The 19437-nt window shown below is 71.9% G+C and carries 16 protein-coding genes; 12 read left to right on the forward strand and 4 right to left on the reverse strand.

All coding sequences use genetic code 11. The features are described 5' to 3' along the window. Positions 1-62 precede the first annotated feature (62 nt). Together O7542_RS29840 and guaA are read left to right on the forward strand one after the other, a co-directional pair. On the forward strand, positions 63-1745 hold the full coding sequence (locus O7542_RS29840) for a GMC family oxidoreductase (protein ID WP_064446571.1): 1683 nt from the start codon (positions 63-65) through the stop codon (positions 1743-1745). 119 nt (positions 1746-1864) lie between these two features. Next, positions 1865-3421 (forward strand): glutamine-hydrolyzing GMP synthase, encoded by a 1557-nt coding sequence (gene guaA / locus O7542_RS29845; protein ID WP_043328342.1) that lies wholly within the window; start codon positions 1865-1867, stop codon positions 3419-3421. Positions 3422-3427: 6 nt separating this feature from the next. Here guaA and O7542_RS29850 read toward each other — a convergent pair whose 3' ends face one another. Next, entirely contained in the window at positions 3428-3739 is a 312-nt protein-coding gene (locus O7542_RS29850; protein WP_043328343.1) for a PspC domain-containing protein, read from the reverse strand. Between the two features lie 144 nt (positions 3740-3883). On the opposite strand from O7542_RS29850, the gene O7542_RS29855 reads away from it, so the two are divergent. The 3 genes from O7542_RS29855 (at position 3884) to O7542_RS29865 (ending at position 7135) form a co-directional block, all read left to right on the forward strand. Further along, positions 3884-4831, forward strand: coding sequence for an NUDIX domain-containing protein (locus O7542_RS29855; RefSeq protein WP_043328344.1), 948 nt, complete (start codon positions 3884-3886; stop codon positions 4829-4831). Between the two features lie 131 nt (positions 4832-4962). After that, the gene (locus tag O7542_RS29860) at positions 4963-5874 is read left to right on the forward strand and encodes an NUDIX domain-containing protein (protein ID WP_281605514.1); all 912 of its coding nucleotides are present in this window, start codon (positions 4963-4965) and stop codon (positions 5872-5874) included. Between the two features lie 346 nt (positions 5875-6220). After that, entirely contained in the window at positions 6221-7135 is a 915-nt protein-coding gene (locus O7542_RS29865) for a CDP-alcohol phosphatidyltransferase family protein (RefSeq protein ID WP_113974759.1), read from the forward strand. Positions 7136-7192: 57 nt separating this feature from the next. Here O7542_RS29865 and O7542_RS29870 read toward each other — a convergent pair whose 3' ends face one another. The 3 genes from O7542_RS29870 to O7542_RS29880 form a co-directional block, all read right to left on the reverse strand. Beyond that, positions 7193-8440 carry a phosphatidylserine decarboxylase gene (locus O7542_RS29870; protein ID WP_069087963.1) on the reverse strand — a complete coding sequence of 416 codons (1248 nt, stop codon included), beginning with the start codon at positions 8438-8440 and terminating at the stop codon, positions 7193-7195. A gap of 159 nt (positions 8441-8599) precedes the next feature. After that, a complete protein-coding gene (locus O7542_RS29875; protein ID WP_043328346.1) occupies positions 8600-9001 on the reverse strand; it encodes a hypothetical protein in 402 nt (133 codons plus the stop codon). Beyond that, on the reverse strand, positions 8998-10845 hold the full coding sequence (locus O7542_RS29880) for a PspC domain-containing protein (RefSeq protein WP_069087930.1): 1848 nt from the start codon (positions 10843-10845) through the stop codon (positions 8998-9000). The genes O7542_RS29875 and O7542_RS29880 overlap by 4 nt, the downstream gene beginning before the upstream one ends. 245 nt (positions 10846-11090) lie before the next feature. On the opposite strand from O7542_RS29880, the gene O7542_RS29885 reads away from it, so the two are divergent. The 7 genes from O7542_RS29885 (at position 11091) to O7542_RS29915 (ending at position 19374) form a co-directional block, all read left to right on the forward strand. Then, on the forward strand, positions 11091-12272 hold the full coding sequence (locus O7542_RS29885; protein ID WP_043328347.1) for an ATP-binding protein: 1182 nt from the start codon (positions 11091-11093) through the stop codon (positions 12270-12272). Position 12273: 1 nt separating this feature from the next. Further along, positions 12274-12951: a response regulator transcription factor gene (locus O7542_RS29890; protein WP_030501521.1), complete on the forward strand. Its 678-nt coding sequence runs from the start codon at positions 12274-12276 to the stop codon at positions 12949-12951. 584 nt (positions 12952-13535) lie between these two features. Beyond that, positions 13536-15179, forward strand: coding sequence for an ABC transporter substrate-binding protein (locus O7542_RS29895; protein ID WP_043328348.1), 1644 nt, complete (start codon positions 13536-13538; stop codon positions 15177-15179). 146 nt (positions 15180-15325) lie between these two features. Next, complete coding sequence (locus O7542_RS29900; protein WP_013288523.1) at positions 15326-16252, forward strand: ABC transporter permease; 927 nt, start codon at positions 15326-15328, stop codon at positions 16250-16252. 75 nt (positions 16253-16327) lie between these two features. After that, complete coding sequence (locus O7542_RS29905) at positions 16328-17311, forward strand: ABC transporter permease (protein ID WP_043328349.1); 984 nt, start codon at positions 16328-16330, stop codon at positions 17309-17311. A 25-nt stretch (positions 17312-17336) separates the two neighbouring features. After that, positions 17337-18365, forward strand: a complete 1029-nt coding sequence (locus O7542_RS29910) for an ABC transporter ATP-binding protein (protein WP_043328350.1) — start codon at positions 17337-17339, stop codon at positions 18363-18365. Further along, complete coding sequence (locus tag O7542_RS29915) at positions 18358-19374, forward strand: dipeptide ABC transporter ATP-binding protein (RefSeq protein ID WP_043328351.1); 1017 nt, start codon at positions 18358-18360, stop codon at positions 19372-19374. The genes O7542_RS29910 and O7542_RS29915 overlap by 8 nt, the downstream gene beginning before the upstream one ends. The last annotated feature ends 63 nt before the right edge of the window (positions 19375-19437 follow it).

Below are 19437 nucleotides of genomic sequence, written 5' to 3' on the forward strand. Positions count from 1 at the left end.
TCTGCATGATGTGCGAAAAGGTCTCGTTGGCGCTATAGCTACTCGTCGGTAATGATGCGTCCATGCGCTACGACGTGGTCGTCATCGGGTCCGGGTTCGGCGGCAGCGTCACCGCGCTGCGGCTGGCCGAGAAGGGTTACTCGGTCGGCGTCCTGGAGGCCGGGCGGCGCTTCGCCGACGACGAGTTCCCGCGTACGTCCTGGCGGGCGCGACGGTTCCTCTGGGCGCCCCGGCTCGGCTGCTTCGGGCTCCAGCGGATCACGCTGCTGCGCTCGGCCGACCGCAAGGCCGGCGGCGGCGTGCTCGTGCTCTCCGGCGCCGGGGTGGGCGGCGGCTCGCTCGTCTACGCGAACACGCTCTACGAGCCGCTCGACGCGTTCTACGCCGACCCGCAGTGGCGCGACATCACCGACTGGCGCGACGAACTGGCCCGCCACTACGACCAGGCGAAGCGGATGCTCGGCGTCACCACGTACCCGATCGACACCCGCGCGGACCGGGCCGTCCGCGCGGTGGCCGAGCGGATGGGGGTGGCGCACACCTACCACCCGACGCCGGTCGGCGTGCACATCGGGCGGCCGGGCGAGCGGGTGGCCGACCCGTACTTCGGCGGGGCCGGCCCGGACCGCACCGGGTGCAGCCACTGCGGTTCGTGCATGACCGGCTGCCGGCACGGCGCCAAGAACACGCTCGTGAAGAACTACCTCTGGCTGGCCGAGCGGCTCGGCGTGCAGGTGCACCCGCTGACCACCGTGACCGCCGTCCGCCCCGACCCGGCCGGCGGCTACGCGGTGCACACCGAACGCACCGGCGCCTGGCTGCGCAAGCGGCGCGAGGTGATCCACGCCGACCAGGTCGTCTTCGCGGCCGGCGCGCTCGGCACCCAGCGGCTGCTGCACGAGATGAAGGCGACCGGCGCGCTGCCGGCGCTCTCGCCCCGCCTCGGCGAGCTGACCCGCACCAACTCCGAGGCCATCCTCGGCGCCTCGGTGGCGCCCGGCGCGGCCCGGAAGCGCGGCCTCGACTTCACCGAGGGGGTGGCGATCACCAGCTCGTTCCACCCCGACCCGCAGACCCACATCGAGCCGGTCCGGTACGGCAAGGGCTCCAACGCGATGGGCCTGCTCCAGTCGCTGCTCGTCGACGGCGGTCCCCGCCGCGCCCGGCGCTGGCTGGGCAGCATCGTCCGGCAGCCCCTGCTGGCGGCGCGGATGCTGTCCGTACGCCGCTGGTCCGAGCGCACCGTGATCGCGCTCGTCATGCAGTCGGTCGACAACTCGCTGACCACCCGCTACCGCCGGGGCCGGCTGGTCTCCGGCCCCGGCCACGGCGCGCCCAACCCGACCTGGATCCCGGCCGGCAACACGGCGGCCCGGCTGCTCGCCGAGGAGATCGGCGGCACCCCGGGCGGGGCGGTCACCGAGCCGTTCAACATCCCGGTCACCGCGCACATCCTCGGCGGCGCGGTCATCGGCGCCTCCCCGGACGAGGGCGTCATCGACCCCTGGCACCGGGTGTACGGCCACCCGGGGCTGCACGTGGTGGACGGCGCGGCGGTCTCGGCGAACCTGGGCGTCAACCCGTCGCTGACGATCACCGCGCAGGCCGAGCGGGCCATGTCGTACTGGCCGAACAAGGACGAGGCGGACCCGCGTCCGGCGCTCGGCTCGCCGTACACCCGGGTCGCGCCGGTCCCGCCGCGGCGGCCGGCCGTCCCCGCGCACGCCCCCGCCGCCCTGCGGTGAAAGGAAGGGCCCCTTCTTAACGCCTCCGGTAGAGGAAGGGGCCCCTGTTAACACATTCACCCCGCCACACCGCCGGGGCGCGTCCGCGCGCCCGGTGACTGTCGGTAGGCTTTGCGCACATGAGCACGCCTCGCCCCGTCCTCGTGGTGGACTTCGGAGCCCAGTACGCCCAGCTCATCGCGCGCCGTGTCCGCGAGGCGAAGGTCTACTCGGAGATCGTCCCGCATTCCATGCCGGTGTCCGAGATGCTGGCGAAGAACCCCGCCGCGATCATCCTGTCCGGCGGTCCGGCCAGCGTGTACGCGCCGGACGCGCCCCAGATCGACGCCGGCGTGTTCACCGCCGACGTGCCGGTCTTCGGCATCTGTTACGGCTTCCAGGCCATGGCCCAGGCGCTCGGTGGCACCGTCGCGCGCACCGGCAACCGCGAGTACGGCGGCACCCCGCTGCGCCCGCGCCTGACCGAGCCCGGCGTGCTGCTGCGCGACCTCCCGGCCGACCTGCCGGTCTGGATGAGCCACGGCGACTGCGTCACCGAGGCGCCGGAGGGCTTCACCGTCACCGCCGAGTCGGCGGGCGCCCCGGTCGCCGCGTTCGAGGACCTGGCCGGCCGCCGCGCCGGCGTGCAGTTCCACCCGGAGGTCGGGCACACCGCGCACGGCCAGGAGATGCTCACCCGCTTCCTGTACGACATCGCGGGCATCGAACCGACGTGGACGCCGTCGAACATCATCGACGAGCAGGTCGCCCGGATCCGCGAGCAGATCGGCGACAAGGAGGTCATCTGCGGTCTCTCCGGCGGCGTCGACTCGGCGGTCGCCGCGGCGCTCGTGCACCGTGCCGTGGGCGACCAGCTCACCTGCGTGTTCGTGGACCACGGCCTGCTGCGGGCCGGTGAGGCCGAGCAGGTCGAGAAGGACTACGTCGCCGCCACCGGCATCAAGCTGAAGGTGGTCGACGCCCGGGAGCGGTTCCTCGGCGCGCTGGCCGGGGTGACCGACCCGGAGCAGAAGCGCAAGATCATCGGCCGGGAGTTCATCCGGGTCTTCGAGGCCGCCGCCCGGGAGATCGCGGCGCACGGCGACGTGGAATACCTGGTGCAGGGCACGCTCTACCCGGACGTGGTGGAGTCCGGCGGCGGCACCGGCACCGCCAACATCAAGAGCCACCACAACGTCGGCGGCCTCCCCGAGGACCTGAAGTTCTCGCTGGTCGAGCCGCTGCGCACGCTGTTCAAGGACGAGGTTCGCACGATCGGCCTGGAGCTGGGCCTGCCCGAGGCGATGATCTGGCGGCACCCGTTCCCCGGCCCGGGCCTGGCCATCCGGATCATCGGCGCGGTCGACGAGGAGCGTCTCGCCGTGCTCCGCAAGGCCGACCTGATCGCCCGGCAGGAGCTGACCACTGCCGGCCTGGACCGGGGCGTCTGGCAGTTCCCGGTGGTGCTGCTGGCCGACGTCCGCAGCGTCGGGGTGCAGGGTGACGGGCGCACCTACGGTCACCCGGTGGTGCTGCGCCCGGTCTCCAGCGAGGACGCGATGACCGCCGACTGGTCCCGGCTGCCCTACGACGTGGTGGCCCGGATCTCCACCCGGATCACGAACGAGGTCGCCGAGGTCAACCGCGTGGTCCTGGACGTGACGAGCAAGCCGCCGGGCACCATCGAGTGGGAGTGACGCCGCTCAGGCCGCGGGCGGCGGTCCGGCGTCCGGCCCGGTCGGCGGGACCGGCGGCCACCCGGGCGCGGTGCCCGGCGGGTGCGGCCAGGCGGGCGCGCCGGCCGGCTCCTCGGGCATCAGGAACCACATGATCGGGTACGCGAGCGCGGCGAGCCCGCCGGTGAGCACCGTGGCGGTCGCGAAGATCACCCGGATCAGTGTGGGGTCGGCGGCGAAGTAGCGGCCGAGGCCGCTCGCCACGCCGGCGATCATGCGGTCGCTGACCGGGCGGCGGAGCTGCTTGTACGGGGCGTGGGAGGGATTCGGAGAGGTCATGTCTCCACGGTCCCGCGCGCCGCGGCGGGCGACCTCGGTGACCGCCCGGAGCCCTACCCTGATGCGTCCCTGAGACGCCAGCGAAGAGTCAGGAATCTGACTCTTTTCGATCCCGGTAACCCGCTCCGGGGAGAATTTGATCCCGTGACCACCTCGCTGGAGCCGCTCCGCAGGATCGCGGCATACGCAGTTTGTGCTGATTCAAACGGCCGAGTGTTGCTGGTCCGCGCATCGGAGCGCTCCGGCACCCCCGGCACCTGGTCGCTCCCCGGAGGAGCGGTCGACCACGGTGAGGACCCCAAGCACACAGTCGTCCGGGAGACCGCGGCCGAGACCGGGCTCTCGGTCGCCGTCGCCGGCCTCCAGGACGTGCTCGCCGACATGCGGGCCCTGCCCGAGCGGCGCATCACGATCCACACCGACCGCCTCCTCTACACCGTCTCGGTACGCGGCGGGACGCTCACCGAGCGGATCGACCGCCCGACCGACCTGGCCCGCTGGTTCACCCTCGACGAGGCCCGGGAGCTGCCGCTGCGGTCGTTCACCGCGCGTGCGCTGGGCCTGCCCACCTCCACCGACGACATCGTGCCGGAGGAGGTGCCCGAGTTCCCCTCGTTCTACGCCGTGCCCGGCCCGGACGGGCTGCACCGGGCGCAGCGCTTCGCCGCGTACGCGGTGGTGACCGACCCGGAGGAGCGCGTGCTGCTGACCCGGGTGTCCGACGGCTACCCGGGCGCCGGTTGCTGGCACCTGCCCGGTGGCGGCACCGACTACGGCGAGCAGCCGGGCGCGGCGCTGATCCGGGAGCTGGTCGAGGAGACCGGGCAGACCGGCCGCCTGGTCGAGCTGCTCGGCGTGGCCAGCCACCGGGACGCCGCCTCGCTCGGCCCGGAGGGCTACCCGATCGACTGGCACGGCGTACGCGCCTTCTACCGGGTTGTGGTCGACCAGCCGGCGCCGCCCACGGTGGCCGACGTCGGCGGCTCCACCTGCGAAGCCCGCTGGTTCCGGCGCGAGGAACTCGGCGCCCTGCCCACCGACCGCCTCACCGAGGTGACCGCCGAGGCGGTCCAGGCCGCCCATCTCCTCTAGACCCACCCGACCCGCTCACACCCGCGCCCCACTCCGGCGATCATGAAGTTGACGGCGGGAAATGTCCGCCCCGGTACCGCTAACCTCATGATCGACGGAGTGGGGCGCTCGGGTGCGGGGGAGTGGTGCGGGTGCAGCAGCAGCGGCGGGTCGGGGCGTACGGGATGCTGCGGGACTCCGAGGGGCGGGTGCTGCTGGCGCGTGGCTCGGCGAAGTGCCCGTACCCGGGGGTGTGGCAGCTGCCCGGCGGCGGCGTCGAGCACGCGGAACACCCGGCCGACGCGGTGGTCCGCGAGTTCGCCGAGGAGACCGGGCTGACCGTCGCGCCCGGCGCGATCCGGGCCGCCGTCGCCGACGTGACCGCGTTCCGCGCCGAGAACGTCGCGATGCACACCGACCGGTTGATCTTCGACGTCGAGGCGCGCGGCGGGCGGCTGCGACCCGAGCCCGCCGGCGGCACCGACGAGGTGGGCTGGTTCACCCCGCAGGAGGCGGCGAGCCTCCCGCTGATGGTGTTCACCGCCGAGCTGCTCGGCCTGCCGGTGACTCCGCTGCCGGCCGACATGCCCCGCGGGCTGCCCGTCGACCCGGCCGGGCCGGCCGTCGACCGACGGCAGCGCTTCGCCGCGTACGGGCTGGTCACCGATCCGGCCGACCGGGTGCTGCTCACCATGATCGCCGACGGCTACCCGGGCGCGGGCCGCTGGCACCTGCCCGGCGGCGGCACCGACCACGGCGAGCAGCCGGCCACCGGGCTGCTGCGTGAGCTGGTCGAGGAGGCCGGACAGCTGGGCCGGGTGGTCGACCTGATGGCGGTGGACAACCTGCACAACCCGGCCGCGCTCGGCCCGGAGGGCCGGCCGCTGGACTGGCACGGCATCCGGGTGATCTACCGGGTACGCGTGGACGCGCCGACCGAGGCGGTGGTGACCGAGCTGGCCGGTGGCTCCACCGCCCGGGCGGCCTGGTTCGCGCCGGAGCAGGTCGGCGGCCTGTCGATGACCGATGTGGCGGCCCGCGCCACCGGGCAGCGGGTGAGGTGAATCGCTCGCCGAGCCGCCCTGGGTGACCTCCGGTACAGTCGGAAGGAAGGGTTGGCCGACAAAAACGGACGTTGAAGCCCGAGATGGGAATGATTGAGCGGTTCGTGCGGTTAAGGGAGATATAAGTACCGCCGGCAGCTATCGCCAAGCCCCTGTTCCCTGTGCAATGGTGTACTCCGCAAAAGGGCTGCCGGACCCGAAAGGTCCGGCACGAGACAGCCGGACACCCGCCCCGTCGAGGGCGGCCAGCCGATCCGGTGATGGAGGAAACGTGCCGAGAGCCCCATGGCGCCGGCGTCGTACGACTGACAGTCCGCGCCCCGCAGGGCGTCGCTGGGCGGGCCGGTTGCGCCGCAGCAGCACGTTCGCCCGCCAGGTGCTGCTGGTCCGGGTGGGCCGCCGGGACGGCGCGGCCGTTCCGGGGACCGACCTGGTCACCCCCGACCACCGTTACGCAGACCGCCAGCGTCTCCGCTACGGCCGGCTCGACACCGACATCGAGGTGGTACGCCCGGTCAGCCCGGCGCTCGCCCCGGTCGCCCCGGTCGACGACGAGTCATCGGCGATGTCGATCCCGCTCCTGCCGGGTGAGCGCACCGCCGCCCGCCGGGTCAAGTTCGCGCTCGTCAACGCGTGCACGCTGAGCAGCCTCATGCTCGGCATGCTGGCCATCTTCCTGGCCATGCGCGGTGACGTGCAGATCGCCGCGATCTGCCTGATCGCGTGCGTCGCGTTCGACGGCCTCGACGGCGCGCTGGCCCGCAAGCTCGGCGTGGCCAGCCCGTTCGGCGCGCAGATGGACTCGCTCGCCGACATGTGCTCCTTCGGCCTCGCCGCGCCGGTGGTGGTCTACGCCTCGCTGGCCGGTTCGGTGCCCCCGGCGGCCGCCGCGGTCTCCTGCGCGCTCGTCGCCGCCTGCGCGGCGATCCGGCTCGCCCGGTTCAACGTCTCGCCGAAGGACGGCCGCTTCTTCTGCGGCGTGCCGACCACCATGGCGGCGGCAGTGCTGGCCCTGACCGTGGCCATCGGCGTGCCGGTACCCGGCCTGGTGATGGTGGCCGGCGTGGCGCTGCTCGCCTTCGCCATGGTGTCGAGCTTCCCGTACGCCAAGCTCGCCCGGCTGCTGAAGCTGCCGCCGTGGCTCTGGCTGGCCCCGGTGATCGGCGCGCTCGTCGACATCCGGCTCACGTTCGCCCTCGTGGTGGTGGGCTACCTGGTCAGCGGGCCGCTGCTCTGGCTGCACCAGCGCCGTACCGCCTGATCCGAGAACGACAGAAGGGGCGCCGCCGCAGCGGCGCCCCTTCTTCGTGTCCGGCGTTCAGCGCCAGCGGGCGATCACCGTCGCGCCGCCGACCACCTTGTCGCCCGGACCGACCAGCGGGTCCGCCGCGTCGGCCGGCAGGTAGACGTCGGTACGCGAACCGAACCGGATCAGGCCGAAGCGCTCACCCCGGGCCAGCAGCGAACCGACCGGCGCCCGCTGCACGATCCGGCGGGCGATCAGCCCGGTGCGCTGCGCCACGACCACGGTGCCGTGGTCGGTGTCCAGCACCGTGTACGCCGCCACGTTGTGCTCGGCATCAGGCTTCATGGCGTTGACGAACCCGCCGTCGGCGACGAAGTAGTCGACCACCTTGCCGGCCACCGGGGCGCGGTTGACGTGCACGTCCAGCACGGACAGGAACACCGCGATCCGCAGCCACTCGCCGTCGCCGAAGCGCTCGTCCTGCAGGCGCTGCACGGAGAGCACCTGGCCGTCCGCCGAGGCGACCACTGCCGACGGGTCCTCCGGCACGTCCCGCTCCGGGTCCCGGAAGAACGCGGCCACCGGCGCGGCGGCCAGCGTCGGCAGCAGCCAGAGCTTCGACTTCGGGCGGGCGGCCCGGGCCAGGGCGGCCAGGCCGAGCGTGATGCCGGCGGCGGCCACCCCGTTCGAGTCGATGTGCATGCCCCGGGTCAGCGGCACGCTCGACGGCCGGTACGCCGGGGACAGCGAGGCCGCGAGCGCGACCGGCGCCGGGGTGAACCGCAGGTGGTGCACGCGTACCGGCGGGGTGTTGCGCAGCACCAGGTCGGTGCGTACGCCGTGCAGCACGCCCTGCCGGTCCAGTTCGCCGTCCGCGCCCTCGGTGCGGAACAGCGGCGCGGCGACGCTCAGCACCGCGCCGTCGGCCAGGTATTTCGTCAGCCCGTCCACAGCGGCACGCGCCTGCTCGGCGGTGCCGGTGAACGGCTCGGCGACGACCACCACGGCGGCGGCGTCCGCCTCGGCGAGGGTGTCGACCACCCGTACCCGGTCGGCGACCCAACGGCCCTGCGCGGTGACGTGCTCCCGCAGCGCGGCCGCCGCGGCGCCCTCCGCCGGCACCACTGTGAGCCGGTCGCCGGGTAGCAGCGCCTCGATCGCCGCGGCCAGCACCGCGGACTCCGGAGTCGCGCCGACCAGCAGGCCGGCCTTCGGGTCGTTACGCCGGGCGAACTCGCTGACGAGCGTGCGGGCGGCGCGCTCGCCGATGCGGACCGCACCGGAGGGACCGGTGACGCGCACGGCGGGGGACTGGGTCATGTCGGGCGGGCTCCTGACGAGGTAGCGGACGGACGGGCGGCGGCTCTCCGGCGTCCCGACCGGCGGCTCCGGCGTGGTCGGGTGCGCGGGCCGGCCGGCGGAGGCGAGATCTCCGCCGACCAGCATAGGCCGCGTTCCGAGGGCCCCGCAGTGGCGCGGTCAGGCCGGGTCGCCCGGCGTACGCCGTTCCTCGCGTGTCTCGTCCGCCGGCGGGTCCACCGCCGGCATCTCGCGGGTGGCGGGCCCCGCGTCGTCGGTCGTCGCCTCGGTGGCCCACTCGTCGGCCACGTCGGACGTCGTCTCGCCGTCGCCGGCCGGGCTGTCGTCCCGGTACGGCGCGGAGACCGTCGCCTCCGGCGGCGCGGGCTGCTCCGCGGCCCGCCCCGAGCGCAGCGCGCCGATCAGCCCGAGCAACCCGATCAGGACCAGGCCGCCGGCCAGGAACCAGCCGACCGGAGGTACGGACAGCCCGAGGATGCGGGCCAGCAGCCACCAGACGGACAGGCCGAGGAAGACGAGTCCGAAAGCGAACGACACGATGTCGGTGCGGTGCGCCTTCATCGGGTCACCTCCAGCTTGCCGGCGTTCACGTGGATGTAGAGGCGCAGCTTGCCCCCGCCGGGGCCGTCGGCGCCGGTGTCGGTGCTCTCCCACTGGCGGTTGCCGAGCCCGCCGCTGCGCTTGCCGAAGACCGAGGCGTCACCGGCGTTCACCTCGGCGACGGTTGTCACGTCCACGTCCGGCGGTACGACCACTGTGGCGTTGCCGAGGTTCACGTCGAGGGTCACCTGCACGTCCTGCTTGTCGAAGTTGATCCCACGCAGGTCGAGTACGGCGTCACCGAGGTTGTTCTCGTACCGGTCGGCCAGGTCGCGCAGGTCGGTCGGCGCCCAGGTGACGTTGCCGTCGATGCCGCGCACCCGGTCGTAGGACTCGGCGACGGTGGCGATGCCGAGCGCCGCCGCGGTCACCAGGCCGAGGGCGATGAGCCAGCGGGCCCGGCCGAACCAGGTGCCCACGAGCAGGCCGAGGCCGATGGTGGCGAGCACCGCGGCGAAGTAGCCGGCGGCGCCGACCGGGAAGACGTCGAGCAGGTCGAGCATGGCCACCACGCCCAGCGCCAGGAAGATCAGCGAGAACGTGATCGCGCCGAGCGGGGACCGCTCCTTGGGCCGCTTCGGCGGTCGCGGCGGCCGGCCCGGCGGTGGCGAGGGCGGCGACCCGGCGTACGGGCCGTGCGGGGCGAACGGCGGGCGGTATCCGCCGGGCGGCAGCGGCGCGCCCACCGGCGCGGGGGGCGGCACGGCGGCCGGCTCACCCAGCGGGGCGCCGGTGCCCGGCGCACCCGGCCAGGAGGGCGCCGCGCCGTAGGCCGGCCAGGTGGCGGTGTCCGCGACCGGACCGCTCACCGGGGGCATCGCGGCGGTCGTCGGCTCGGACCAGCCCGGCCGGGTGCCGGCCGCGGCGGGCCAGCCCGGCGCCGGGAGCGTCGGGTAGCTCGTCCCGGCCTCCGGCAGGCCCGGCTCGCGTCCCGGCGTCGCCGGGTGGCCCGGGCCGGACGGGGACGCCGGTTGGTAGCCGGGCTCGGAGGCGGGCGCCGGGGGATAGCCCGGCTCGGTGCGGCCGGCCGGCGGGTAGCCGGGCTCGGCGTGGGCGGCGTACGACGCTGCTTCGGGGCGTACCGGTGGCGTGGTACCGACCGGCGGCGCGGCGGTCCACGGCGGCCCGGCGGCCCCCGCGGTCCACGTGCCGGGGGCCGGCGGCGCGGGCCAGGCCACCGGCGGCACCGGACCCGGCACCGGGCCGGGCGGCGGTGCCGGCTGAGCCGGCTGAGCCGGCCGCTGCCCCGGGCCGCGCTGCTCGCGGTTGAGCAGCAGCGCGCCGCCGATCAGGATCACCGCGCCCAGCAGGATGGCCCGGAACCCGTCGGTGACGACGTAGGCGAAGCCGAGCGCCACCACGATGCCGAGCACGATCACGGTGATCGGGGACATGCTGGACCGGCCGCGGCCGAGCATGGCCTCCACCGGGGAAGCGGTGTCGCCCTCGCCGGGGATGATCAGCCAGCCGGCGACGTACACGATGATGCCGATGCCACCGAAGAAGCCGAGCACGGCCAGCAGCACGCGCCACAGCACCGGGTCGGTGTTCGTGGCCCGGCCGATGGCGGCGCACACCCCGGCCAGGTAGCGGCCTTCGCGAGGGCGCACCAGCCCGTACCGGGTGGTGAAGCCGGCGGCACCCGGCGGCGGGGCGTACCCCCCGGGTGGCGGGCCGGTGAACGGCTCGCCGCCGGGCGGCGTGGTCGCGTGGTCGGTGGGGGGCGCCGACCCCGGTGGGGGCGGCGGCGGGGCGTCCTGTGCTGCCGCCCAGGGGCGGGGCGGACGGGCAGCGTCCTCGGTCATGCCTCCGATACTGCTTGCCCGGCCGCCCGGACTGCCTCAGGACCCGACCCTGACCCCACCCTGAGATCCGCCGGTGGCGAAAGTCCGGGGCGTCCCCGTGGTCCGGGACGTCGCCGCCGTGTGACGATCTGAGCGTCGGCGCCGCCGCCCTCTCCATCTCGACCTGGGAGTTTCCGATCAGCAGCACCCCTGCCCCGCACGCCCCGCGCCTCTACCGGGCCACCGAGCACCGGCTGGCCGCCGGGGTGGCCGCGGGCATCGCCGAGCACCTGGGCATCCCGGTGCTGCGGGTGCGGATGGCGTTCATGGTCCTGCTCGGGCTCAGCGGCCTCGGGCTGCTGCTGTACGCCGCCTTCTGGGCGGTGGTGCCACCCCGCCCCGGCGACACCGCCGTCCCGCCGCGCCGTGACCTGACCCAGCTGCTGCCGTTCGTGGCGATCGGGCTGGGCGTACTGCTGTTGCAGGTCTTCGCCTTCAACTCGGTGGGCGCGGCCGGCACCGCCGGCTGGCTGGTGGCGATCATCGCGGTCGGCGCGGGCGTCATCTGGCACCAGTCCGGGCCGGAGCGGCGCCGGCAGTGGGGCGACGCGGCGGTGCCCTGGCTGGGCGCGGTGGTGGAGGAGACCGACCGGCGCGCGTTCGTGCTGCGCTTCATCGGCGGCGGCGTGCTCGTCGCGGTCGGCATCATCGGCGTGGCGGCCGTCTACTCGCCGGCGCAGAACTTCGACGCGGTGCTCAACGGCGTGATCTTCGCGCTGGTCGGGCTGGCCGGCGTCGGCGTGGTGACCGGCCCAGTGCTCTGGCGGACCTGGAACCAGCTCCGCTCGGAGCGGGAGGGACGCATCCGCGAGCAGGAGCGGGCCGAGCTGGCCGCCATGGTCCACGACCAGGTGCTGCACACGCTGGCCCTGATCCAGCGCAACGCCAGCGACGTCAAGACGGTGCAGCGGCTGGCCCGTGGCCAGGAGCGCTCGCTGCGCAACTGGCTCTACAAGCCGACCGCCTCGCCGACCGAGCGGTTCGCGGCCGCGCTGGAGCAGGCCGCCGCCGAGGTGGAGGACACGTTCGCCATCACTGTCGAGGCGGTGGTCGTCGGCGACCGGGAGACCGACGAGCGGGTCGGCGCGCTCGTGGCCGCCGCCCGGGAGGCCCTGGTCAACGCGGCCCGGCACGCCGGTGTGCAGACCGTGTCGCTCTACGCCGAGGTGGAGCCGGAGCAGGTGAGCGTCTTCGTCCGGGACCGGGGCAAGGGCTTCGACCCGGATACGGTGGAGAATCACCGGCACGGCGTCCGAGGATCGATCATCGGGCGGATGAAGCGGCACGGCGGCCGGGCGGAGATCCGGTCCGAGCCGGGAGAAGGGACCGAGGTCCGGCTGATCCTGCCGATCAGCGGCTCCGGCTCCACGGCGGAAAGGGACAGGTGACATGTCCGAGCAGGAACCGGTCGAGGGCACGGCGCCGCGCGGGCCGCTGCGGGTCTTCCTCGTCGACGACCACGCGATGTTCCGGGCCGGCGTGCGCGCCGAGCTGGGCGCGCGGGTCGAGGTGGTCGGCGAGGCCAGCTCGGTGGCCGAGGCGGTGACCCGGATCGCGGCCACCGCGCCGGACGTGGTGCTGCTCGACGTGCACATGCCCGACGGCGGCGGCCGCGCGGTGCTGGAGGCGATGCGGCGTACCCACCCGCAGGTGCGGTTCCTCGCGCTGAGCGTGTCCGACGCCGCCGAGGACGTGATCGGGCTGATCCGGGCCGGCGCGCGGGGCTACGTCACCAAGACGATCTCCCCGGAGGAGCTGACCGACGCGATCCGCCGGGTGGCCGACGGCGACGCCGTGTTCAGCCCCCGGCTGGCCGGGTTCGTGCTTGACGCGTTCGCGTCCCGGCCGGACGCGCCGGTGGCCGACCCCGAGCTGGACCAGCTCACCAACCGGGAGCGCGAGGTGCTCCGGCTGCTCGCCCGCGGGTACGCCTACAAGGAAATCGCCAAGGAGCTGTACATCTCGATCAAGACGGTCGAGACGCACGTCTCCAACGTCCTGCGCAAGCTCCAGATGTCGAACCGGTACGAGCTGTCCCGCTGGGCTGCCGACCGCCGCCTGGTCTGAGCCCACGTCGCTCGGCGACCCCCTGGGAGGCATCGTCCCCCCGGGGGGTCGTTGTTGTCCGCACAGTCGACGTCGGTATCCTCCGGACGGACAAAAAAGCCGCAGCCGTGCGCCCGTTGACGGGCCGGGAGCGGGCGCCGTCCACGTCACAGCGCTTGCGGGCGGCAGGGATGCCCGTCAACCTCCATGTGCCCGTCTTGCCTGTTCAGGGCCCTATCGTCCGTACGCTTTGTGATCTTTTCTCAAGTATCGGCAACGTGGCGGGCAACTAACGTCTTGATAACGGCACCTTCACGGAAAGGGCCGGTGGGTGTCACAGTGGCAGCACCTCACCCCCCGGTGTGAGGCATCTCGTCGGGCCTGCCGACCACGTGGACGCCGCCACCAGCGTCGCCGCGTGGTTGTCGACCCTGCGCGGTGCCCACGTCCAAGGTGTGGCGCCCGGCGGATCGGTACCCCTGGGGTGTCCCGAAATCCTCTGCGGTAAACCGACGTCCGGCTTGTCCGGGTCGCCGGTGGTGTCACCCCCAAACGTGCGTGAAACCCACGACGGAACCAGGTTAAGAAAGAGGAGGCCCCTCGGAATGAGAGTCTCGAAGCGGGCGAGCGGCGCGCTCGCGGTGGGCGCGGCATTCGCGCTCGTCGCGTCCGGCTGCTCCAGCGGGAACAACGACGGTGGCGACGCCGGCGCCAGCTCGGACGGCGCGATCGTCATCGACGGTACCCAGCCGGAGAACCCCCTGGTTCCGGCGAACACCACCGAGACCGGTGGCGGCGCGATCATCGACTGGATGTGGAGCGGTCTGGTCGAGTACCCCAACAACGGTGGGGCGCCGCAGAACCTGCTCGCCGAGTCGATCGAGACGAGCGACTCGAAGGTCTTCAAGATCAAGATCAAGCAGAACACCAAGTTCCACGACGGCACCACCGTCAAGGCCGAGAGCTTCGTCAAGGCCTGGAACTGGGCGGCGTACGGCCCGAACGGCGCGCAGAACGCCTCCTTCTTCTCCGACATCCAGGGCTTCGACGAGGTCTACACCGAGGACCCGGACGGCCCGGACGGCCCGCAGAAGGCCCCGGAGCCCAAGGCCAAGGACATGTCCGGCCTCAAGGTCGTCGACGACTGGAACTTCGAGGTCACGCTGAACGCGCCGACCGCCGTGTTCCCGACCAAGCTCGGCTACAGCGCCTTCGTGCCGCTGCCGGACGCCTTCTTCTCCACCACCCCGGCGGAGTTCGGCAAGAAGCCGATCGGTAACGGCCCGGTCAAGCTCGTCTCCTGGCAGGACGACGTCGAGATCAAGCTGACCCGCTTCGACGACTACAGCCTGCGCGACAAGATGAAGATCAAGGACGTCACCGTCAAGATCTACCAGGACGACACGGCGGCCTACAACGACCTGCTCGCCGGCAACCTGGACTTCCAGCAGCAGGTTCCGGTCTCCGCGCTGGCCGGTGACAAGTGGAAGACCGACCTGGCCGAGCGGGCCATGTCCTCGACCACCCCGTCGACCGGCATCATCGCCTTCCCGATCTACGACAAGCGCTTCCAGAACCCGAAGCTGCGCAAGGCGATCTCGCTGTCCATCGACCGGCAGGCGATCACCGACAAGATCTTCTTCGGTACCCGTAAGCCGGCCGACAGCTGGGCCAACCCGCTGACCCCGGGCGCCGAGCCGGGCAACTGCACCGCCTGCAAGTTCGACGTGGCCGAGGCCAAGAAGCTCTACGCCGAGTCCGGTGGCTTCCAGGGCAAGCTGACCCTGTCGTACAACGCGGACGCCAGCCACAAGGAGTGGATGGAGGCCGTCGCCCAGCAGATCAAGACCAACCTGGGCATCGACGCGGTCGCCGTCGGCGTGCCGACCTTCGCGGTCTTCCGCGCCAACATCAACGCCTACAAGATGACCGGCGCGTACCGGGCCGGCTGGCAGCAGGACTACCCGGACGTGGAGAACTGGATCAACCCGCTCTACGTCACCGGTGGTTCCTCGAACGACGGCAAGTACAGCAACCCGCAGGTGGACGCCCTCTCGAAGGAGGCCACCGCGGCCCCCAGCATCGAGGAGGCCCACAAGAAGTTCGCTGAGGCCGTCAAGCTGATCGACCAGGACGTTCCGTCGATGCCGATCTACTTCGGTGGCCAGCAGTCCGGCCACTCGGAGAAGATCAAGAAGCTCGAGCTGACCAACGTCGGCGAGCTCGACATCACCTCGGTCGAGCTCTGATCCGAACGCTCTGACCCCGGGTCGGGCTCGCCTACCGGTGAGCCCGACCCGGGGCCGTTCCGCGAGGGGGTGTACAACGAACCCCTCGCAACGTTGTCGCCGCCGCGCCGGCCCGCCCCGGCGCTCCCTGTCTGGAGGACCACCCCATGGGCCGTTATCTCTTGAGACGGCTGCTGCAACTCGTGCCGGTGTTCATCGGTACGACGTTCCTGATCTACTGGCTCGTCTGGTCAGTGCCCGGTGACCCCTTCGCCGGCAAGTGCGGCGACCGCGGTTGCCCGCCGAACTACCGCGCCATGATGACCGAGAAGTACAACCTCGACGAGTCGATCTGGGTGCAGTACGCCAGCTACATGAAGAACCTTCTGCAGGGTGACTTCGGTATCACGTTCGGCGGTCGCGAGATCAGCGACATCATCGCCACGTCGTACCCGAACACCCTGAAGCTGGCGGTGGTCGCCCTCGCCATCGAGGCCGTGATCGGTCTCGGCGCCGGCATCCTCACCGGCCTGCGGCGCAACGGCTTCCTGGACAACCTGGTCCTGGTCTCCACCCTCTTCCTGATCGCCCTCCCGGTCTTCGTCATCGGCTTCGTGCTGCAGTGGCTGCTCGGTGTGAAGTGGGGCATCATCAACCCGACCGTGTCCAACGAGATGCGGTTCAGTGAACTGATCGTGCCGGGCTTCGTGCTCGGAAGCGCATCGATGGCGTACATCGCCCGGGTGGCGCGTACGAGCATCGCCGAGAACCGGCGTGCCGACTACGTCCGCACCGCGATCGCCAAGGGCCTCCCGATGCGCCGCGTGGTCGGCGTGCACCTGCTGCGCAACTCGCTCATCCCGGTGGTCACCCTGCTCGGCACCGACCTCGGCGCGCTGATGGGTGGCGCGATCGTGACGGAGGGCATCTTCGGCATCAACGGCATCGGCCGTCAGGTGCTCCGCTCGATCGTCACCAAGGAGAGCGCTACCGTTGTCGGCATCGTCGTGGTGTTGGTGCTCGTCTATCTCATCATGAACCTGGTGGTGGACCTGCTCTACGCCGCCCTCGACCCGAGGATCCGCTATGAGTGACCGCCGCAGCGTACGAAACGTCCCAGCAGTCTGCGCGGGTAACCACGCCCGCGCCGAGCGCAGCGAGGTACGGGCATGAGTGACCCGAATACCGCGTCGATCGTGTCGACGCCGCCCGCGACCATGCCCACCGAGGCGGGGTCGGGCGCGCCCACCAACGCGGGCCTGCCGGAGAGCGCGAAGCAGAACAAGCCGCGTGGCCTGCTCGGTGACGCCTGGATCGACCTGCGCCGCAAGCCGCTGTTCTGGATCTCGGCGACGATCATCCTGATCTTCCTCGTGATGGCGGCCTTCCCGTGGCTGTTCACCTCCGGCGACGCGGTCAACGGCTCGCTGGACCGCAGCCGGGTCGAGCCGTCGTCGGCCGCCTGGTTCGGCTACGACGTGCAGGGCCGCGACGTCTACGCCCGGGTCATCTACGGCGCCCGCGCCTCGATCGTGGTGGCAGTGGTCTCCACCGTCCTGACGCTGCTCGTCGGCGGCACGATGGGCATCATCGCCGGCTACCGCGGCGGCTGGGTGGACGCGCTGCTGTCCCGTGTCGCGGACATCTTCTTCGGCCTGCCGTTCGTGCTCGGCTCGATCGTCATCCTGACCACGTTCAACGGGTCCGGCACCGACAACGGCGAGTGGACGATCATGGGCCTGGTCATCCTGTCCCTGAGCGTGCTGAGCTGGCCGGTGGTGATGCGGCTGATGCGCTCCTCGGTGCTCGCCACCAAGGAGGCCGACTACATCGTCGCGGCCCGCGCGCTCGGCGCCAGCACCGGCCGGATCATCCTCAAGCACCTGCTGCCGAACTGCCTGGCCCCGCTTCTGGTCTACGGCACGATCATGGTCGGCTCGTTCATCGGCGCGGAGGCCACGCTCTCGTTCCTTGGCATCGGCCTGAAGAGCCCGGTCGTCTCCTGGGGCATCATGATCAGCGAGGCGCAGAACTACATCCGGGTCTCGCCGTACCTGCTGTTCTTCCCCTCCGCGTTCCTCGTCGCCGCAGTGCTGAGCTTCGTCATGCTCGGCGAGGCGGTCCGCGAGGCCCTCGACCCGAAGCTTCGATAGGGGAACTGAGTTGTCCGACATTCTCGTGTCCGAGCAGTCCGCGCCGGGCGCCGACGGATCCGGTCGCCCCTCGGGCCGGCTGCTCGAGGTCGACGACCTTCGGGTGGAGTTCCGTACCCGGGACGGCGTCGCCAAGGTCATCAACGGAGTCACGTACCACGTCGACGCGGGGGAGACCCTCGCCGTGCTCGGCGAATCGGGCTCCGGCAAGAGCGTCACCGCGCAGACCATCATGGGCATCCTGGACACCCCGCCCGGGTTCGTCACCGGCGGCCAGGTCCGCTTCCACGGCAAGGACATGCTCACCATGTCCCCCGAACAGCGGCGGCGGATCCGGGGCGAGGGCATCGCCATGATCTTCCAGGACTCGCTCTCGGCCCTCAACCCGGTTTTCACAGTCGGCTTCCAGATCGCCGAGCAGTTCCGCATCCGGCGCGGCATGAGCCGCTCGGACGCCAAGAAGCGCGCGATCGAGATGCTCGACCAGGTGAAGATCCCCAACGCCAAGGGCCGGTTCAGCAACTACCCGCACCAGTTCTCCGGCGGTATGCGGCAGCGCGCCATGATCGCCATGTCGCTGGCGCTGGACCCCGAGGTGCTGATCGCCGACGAGCCGACCACCGCCCTGGACGTGACCGTGCAGGCCCAGATCATGGACCTGCTCGGTGAGCTCCAGCGGGAACGGCAGATGGGCATGATCCTGATCACCCACGACCTCGGCGTGGTCGCCGACGTCGCGGACCGGATCGCGGTCATGTACGCCGGCCGGATCGTCGAGGAAGCCGACGTCTACGACCTGTACCGCAAGCCGGCACACCCGTACACGCTCGGCCTGCTCAACTCGATCCCGCGGATGGACGAGAAGGGCCAGGAGCTCCGCACGATCAAGGGCCTCCCGCCGAACCTGATGAACATCCCGCCGGGCTGCGCGTTCAACCCGCGCTGCCCGATGGCGCAGCCGGTGTGCCGGGAGAAGGTCCCGCCGCTGCTGCAACTGGGCAACGGCCGGGCCAGCGCCTGCCACTTCGCCGAGGAACTGGTGAACCGTGACTGAGAACATCATCGAGGTTCGTGACCTGGTCAAGCACTACCCCGTGACCCGGGGCGTGGTGTTCAAGAAGACCATCGGCCACGTCAAGGCGGTCGACGGCGTCTCCTTCGACCTCAAGGCCGGCGAGACGCTCGGCGTGGTCGGCGAGTCCGGCTGTGGCAAGTCCACGCTGGCCCGGGTGCTGATGAACCTGGAGAAGCCGACCGGCGGCCAGGTGCTCTACAAGGGCCAGGACATCTCCAAGCTCTCCGGTGGCGCGCTGCGTCGGCTGCGCCGGCAGATCCAGCTGGTGATGCAGGACCCGTACACCTCGCTCAACCCCCGGATGACGGTGGGTGACCTGATCGGCGAGCCGTTCGAGATCCACCCCGAGGTGGCTCCGCGCGGCAGCCGGCGCACCAAGGTCAAGGAGCTGCTCGACCTGGTCGGCCTCAACCCGGAGCACATCAACCGGTACCCGCACCAGTTCTCCGGCGGCCAGCGGCAGCGCATCGGCATCGCCCGGGCGCTGGCGCTGCGGCCCGAGGTGATCGTCTGCGACGAGCCGGTGTCGGCGCTGGACGTCTCCATCCAGGCGCAGGTGATGAACCTGTTGGAGAAGCTCCAGGGTGAGTTCGGCCTGTCGTACGTCTTCATCGCCCACGACCTGTCGGTGGTGCGGCACCTCTCCGACCGGGTCGCGGTGATGTACCTGGGCAAGATGGTGGAGATCGGCACCGAGGACGAGATCTACGAGCGTCCGACCCACCCGTACACCCAGGCGCTGCTGTCGGCGGTGCCGGTGCCCGACCCGACGGTGCGCGAGAGCAAGGCGATCATCCGGCTCCAGGGCGACGTCCCCTCGCCGGTCAGCCCGCCCTCGGGCTGCCGGTTCCGGACCCGGTGCTGGAAGGCGCAGGACGTCTGCGCCCAGGAGGTGCCGCTGCTCCAGATCCGGCCGGGCTCGGACCACCCGAGCGCCTGCCACTTCGCGGAGAAGCGGGAGATCGTCGTCACCCACGACGCGGCCTGACCCGAACCGGACCGCCTGCCGGCGTCAACTCGACGCCGGCAGGCGGTTCGTCGTATCCGGGGG

The sequence above is a fragment of the Micromonospora sp. WMMC264 genome, assembly GCF_027497275.1.
GTDB lineage: Bacteria > Actinomycetota > Actinomycetes > Mycobacteriales > Micromonosporaceae > Micromonospora > Micromonospora chalcea.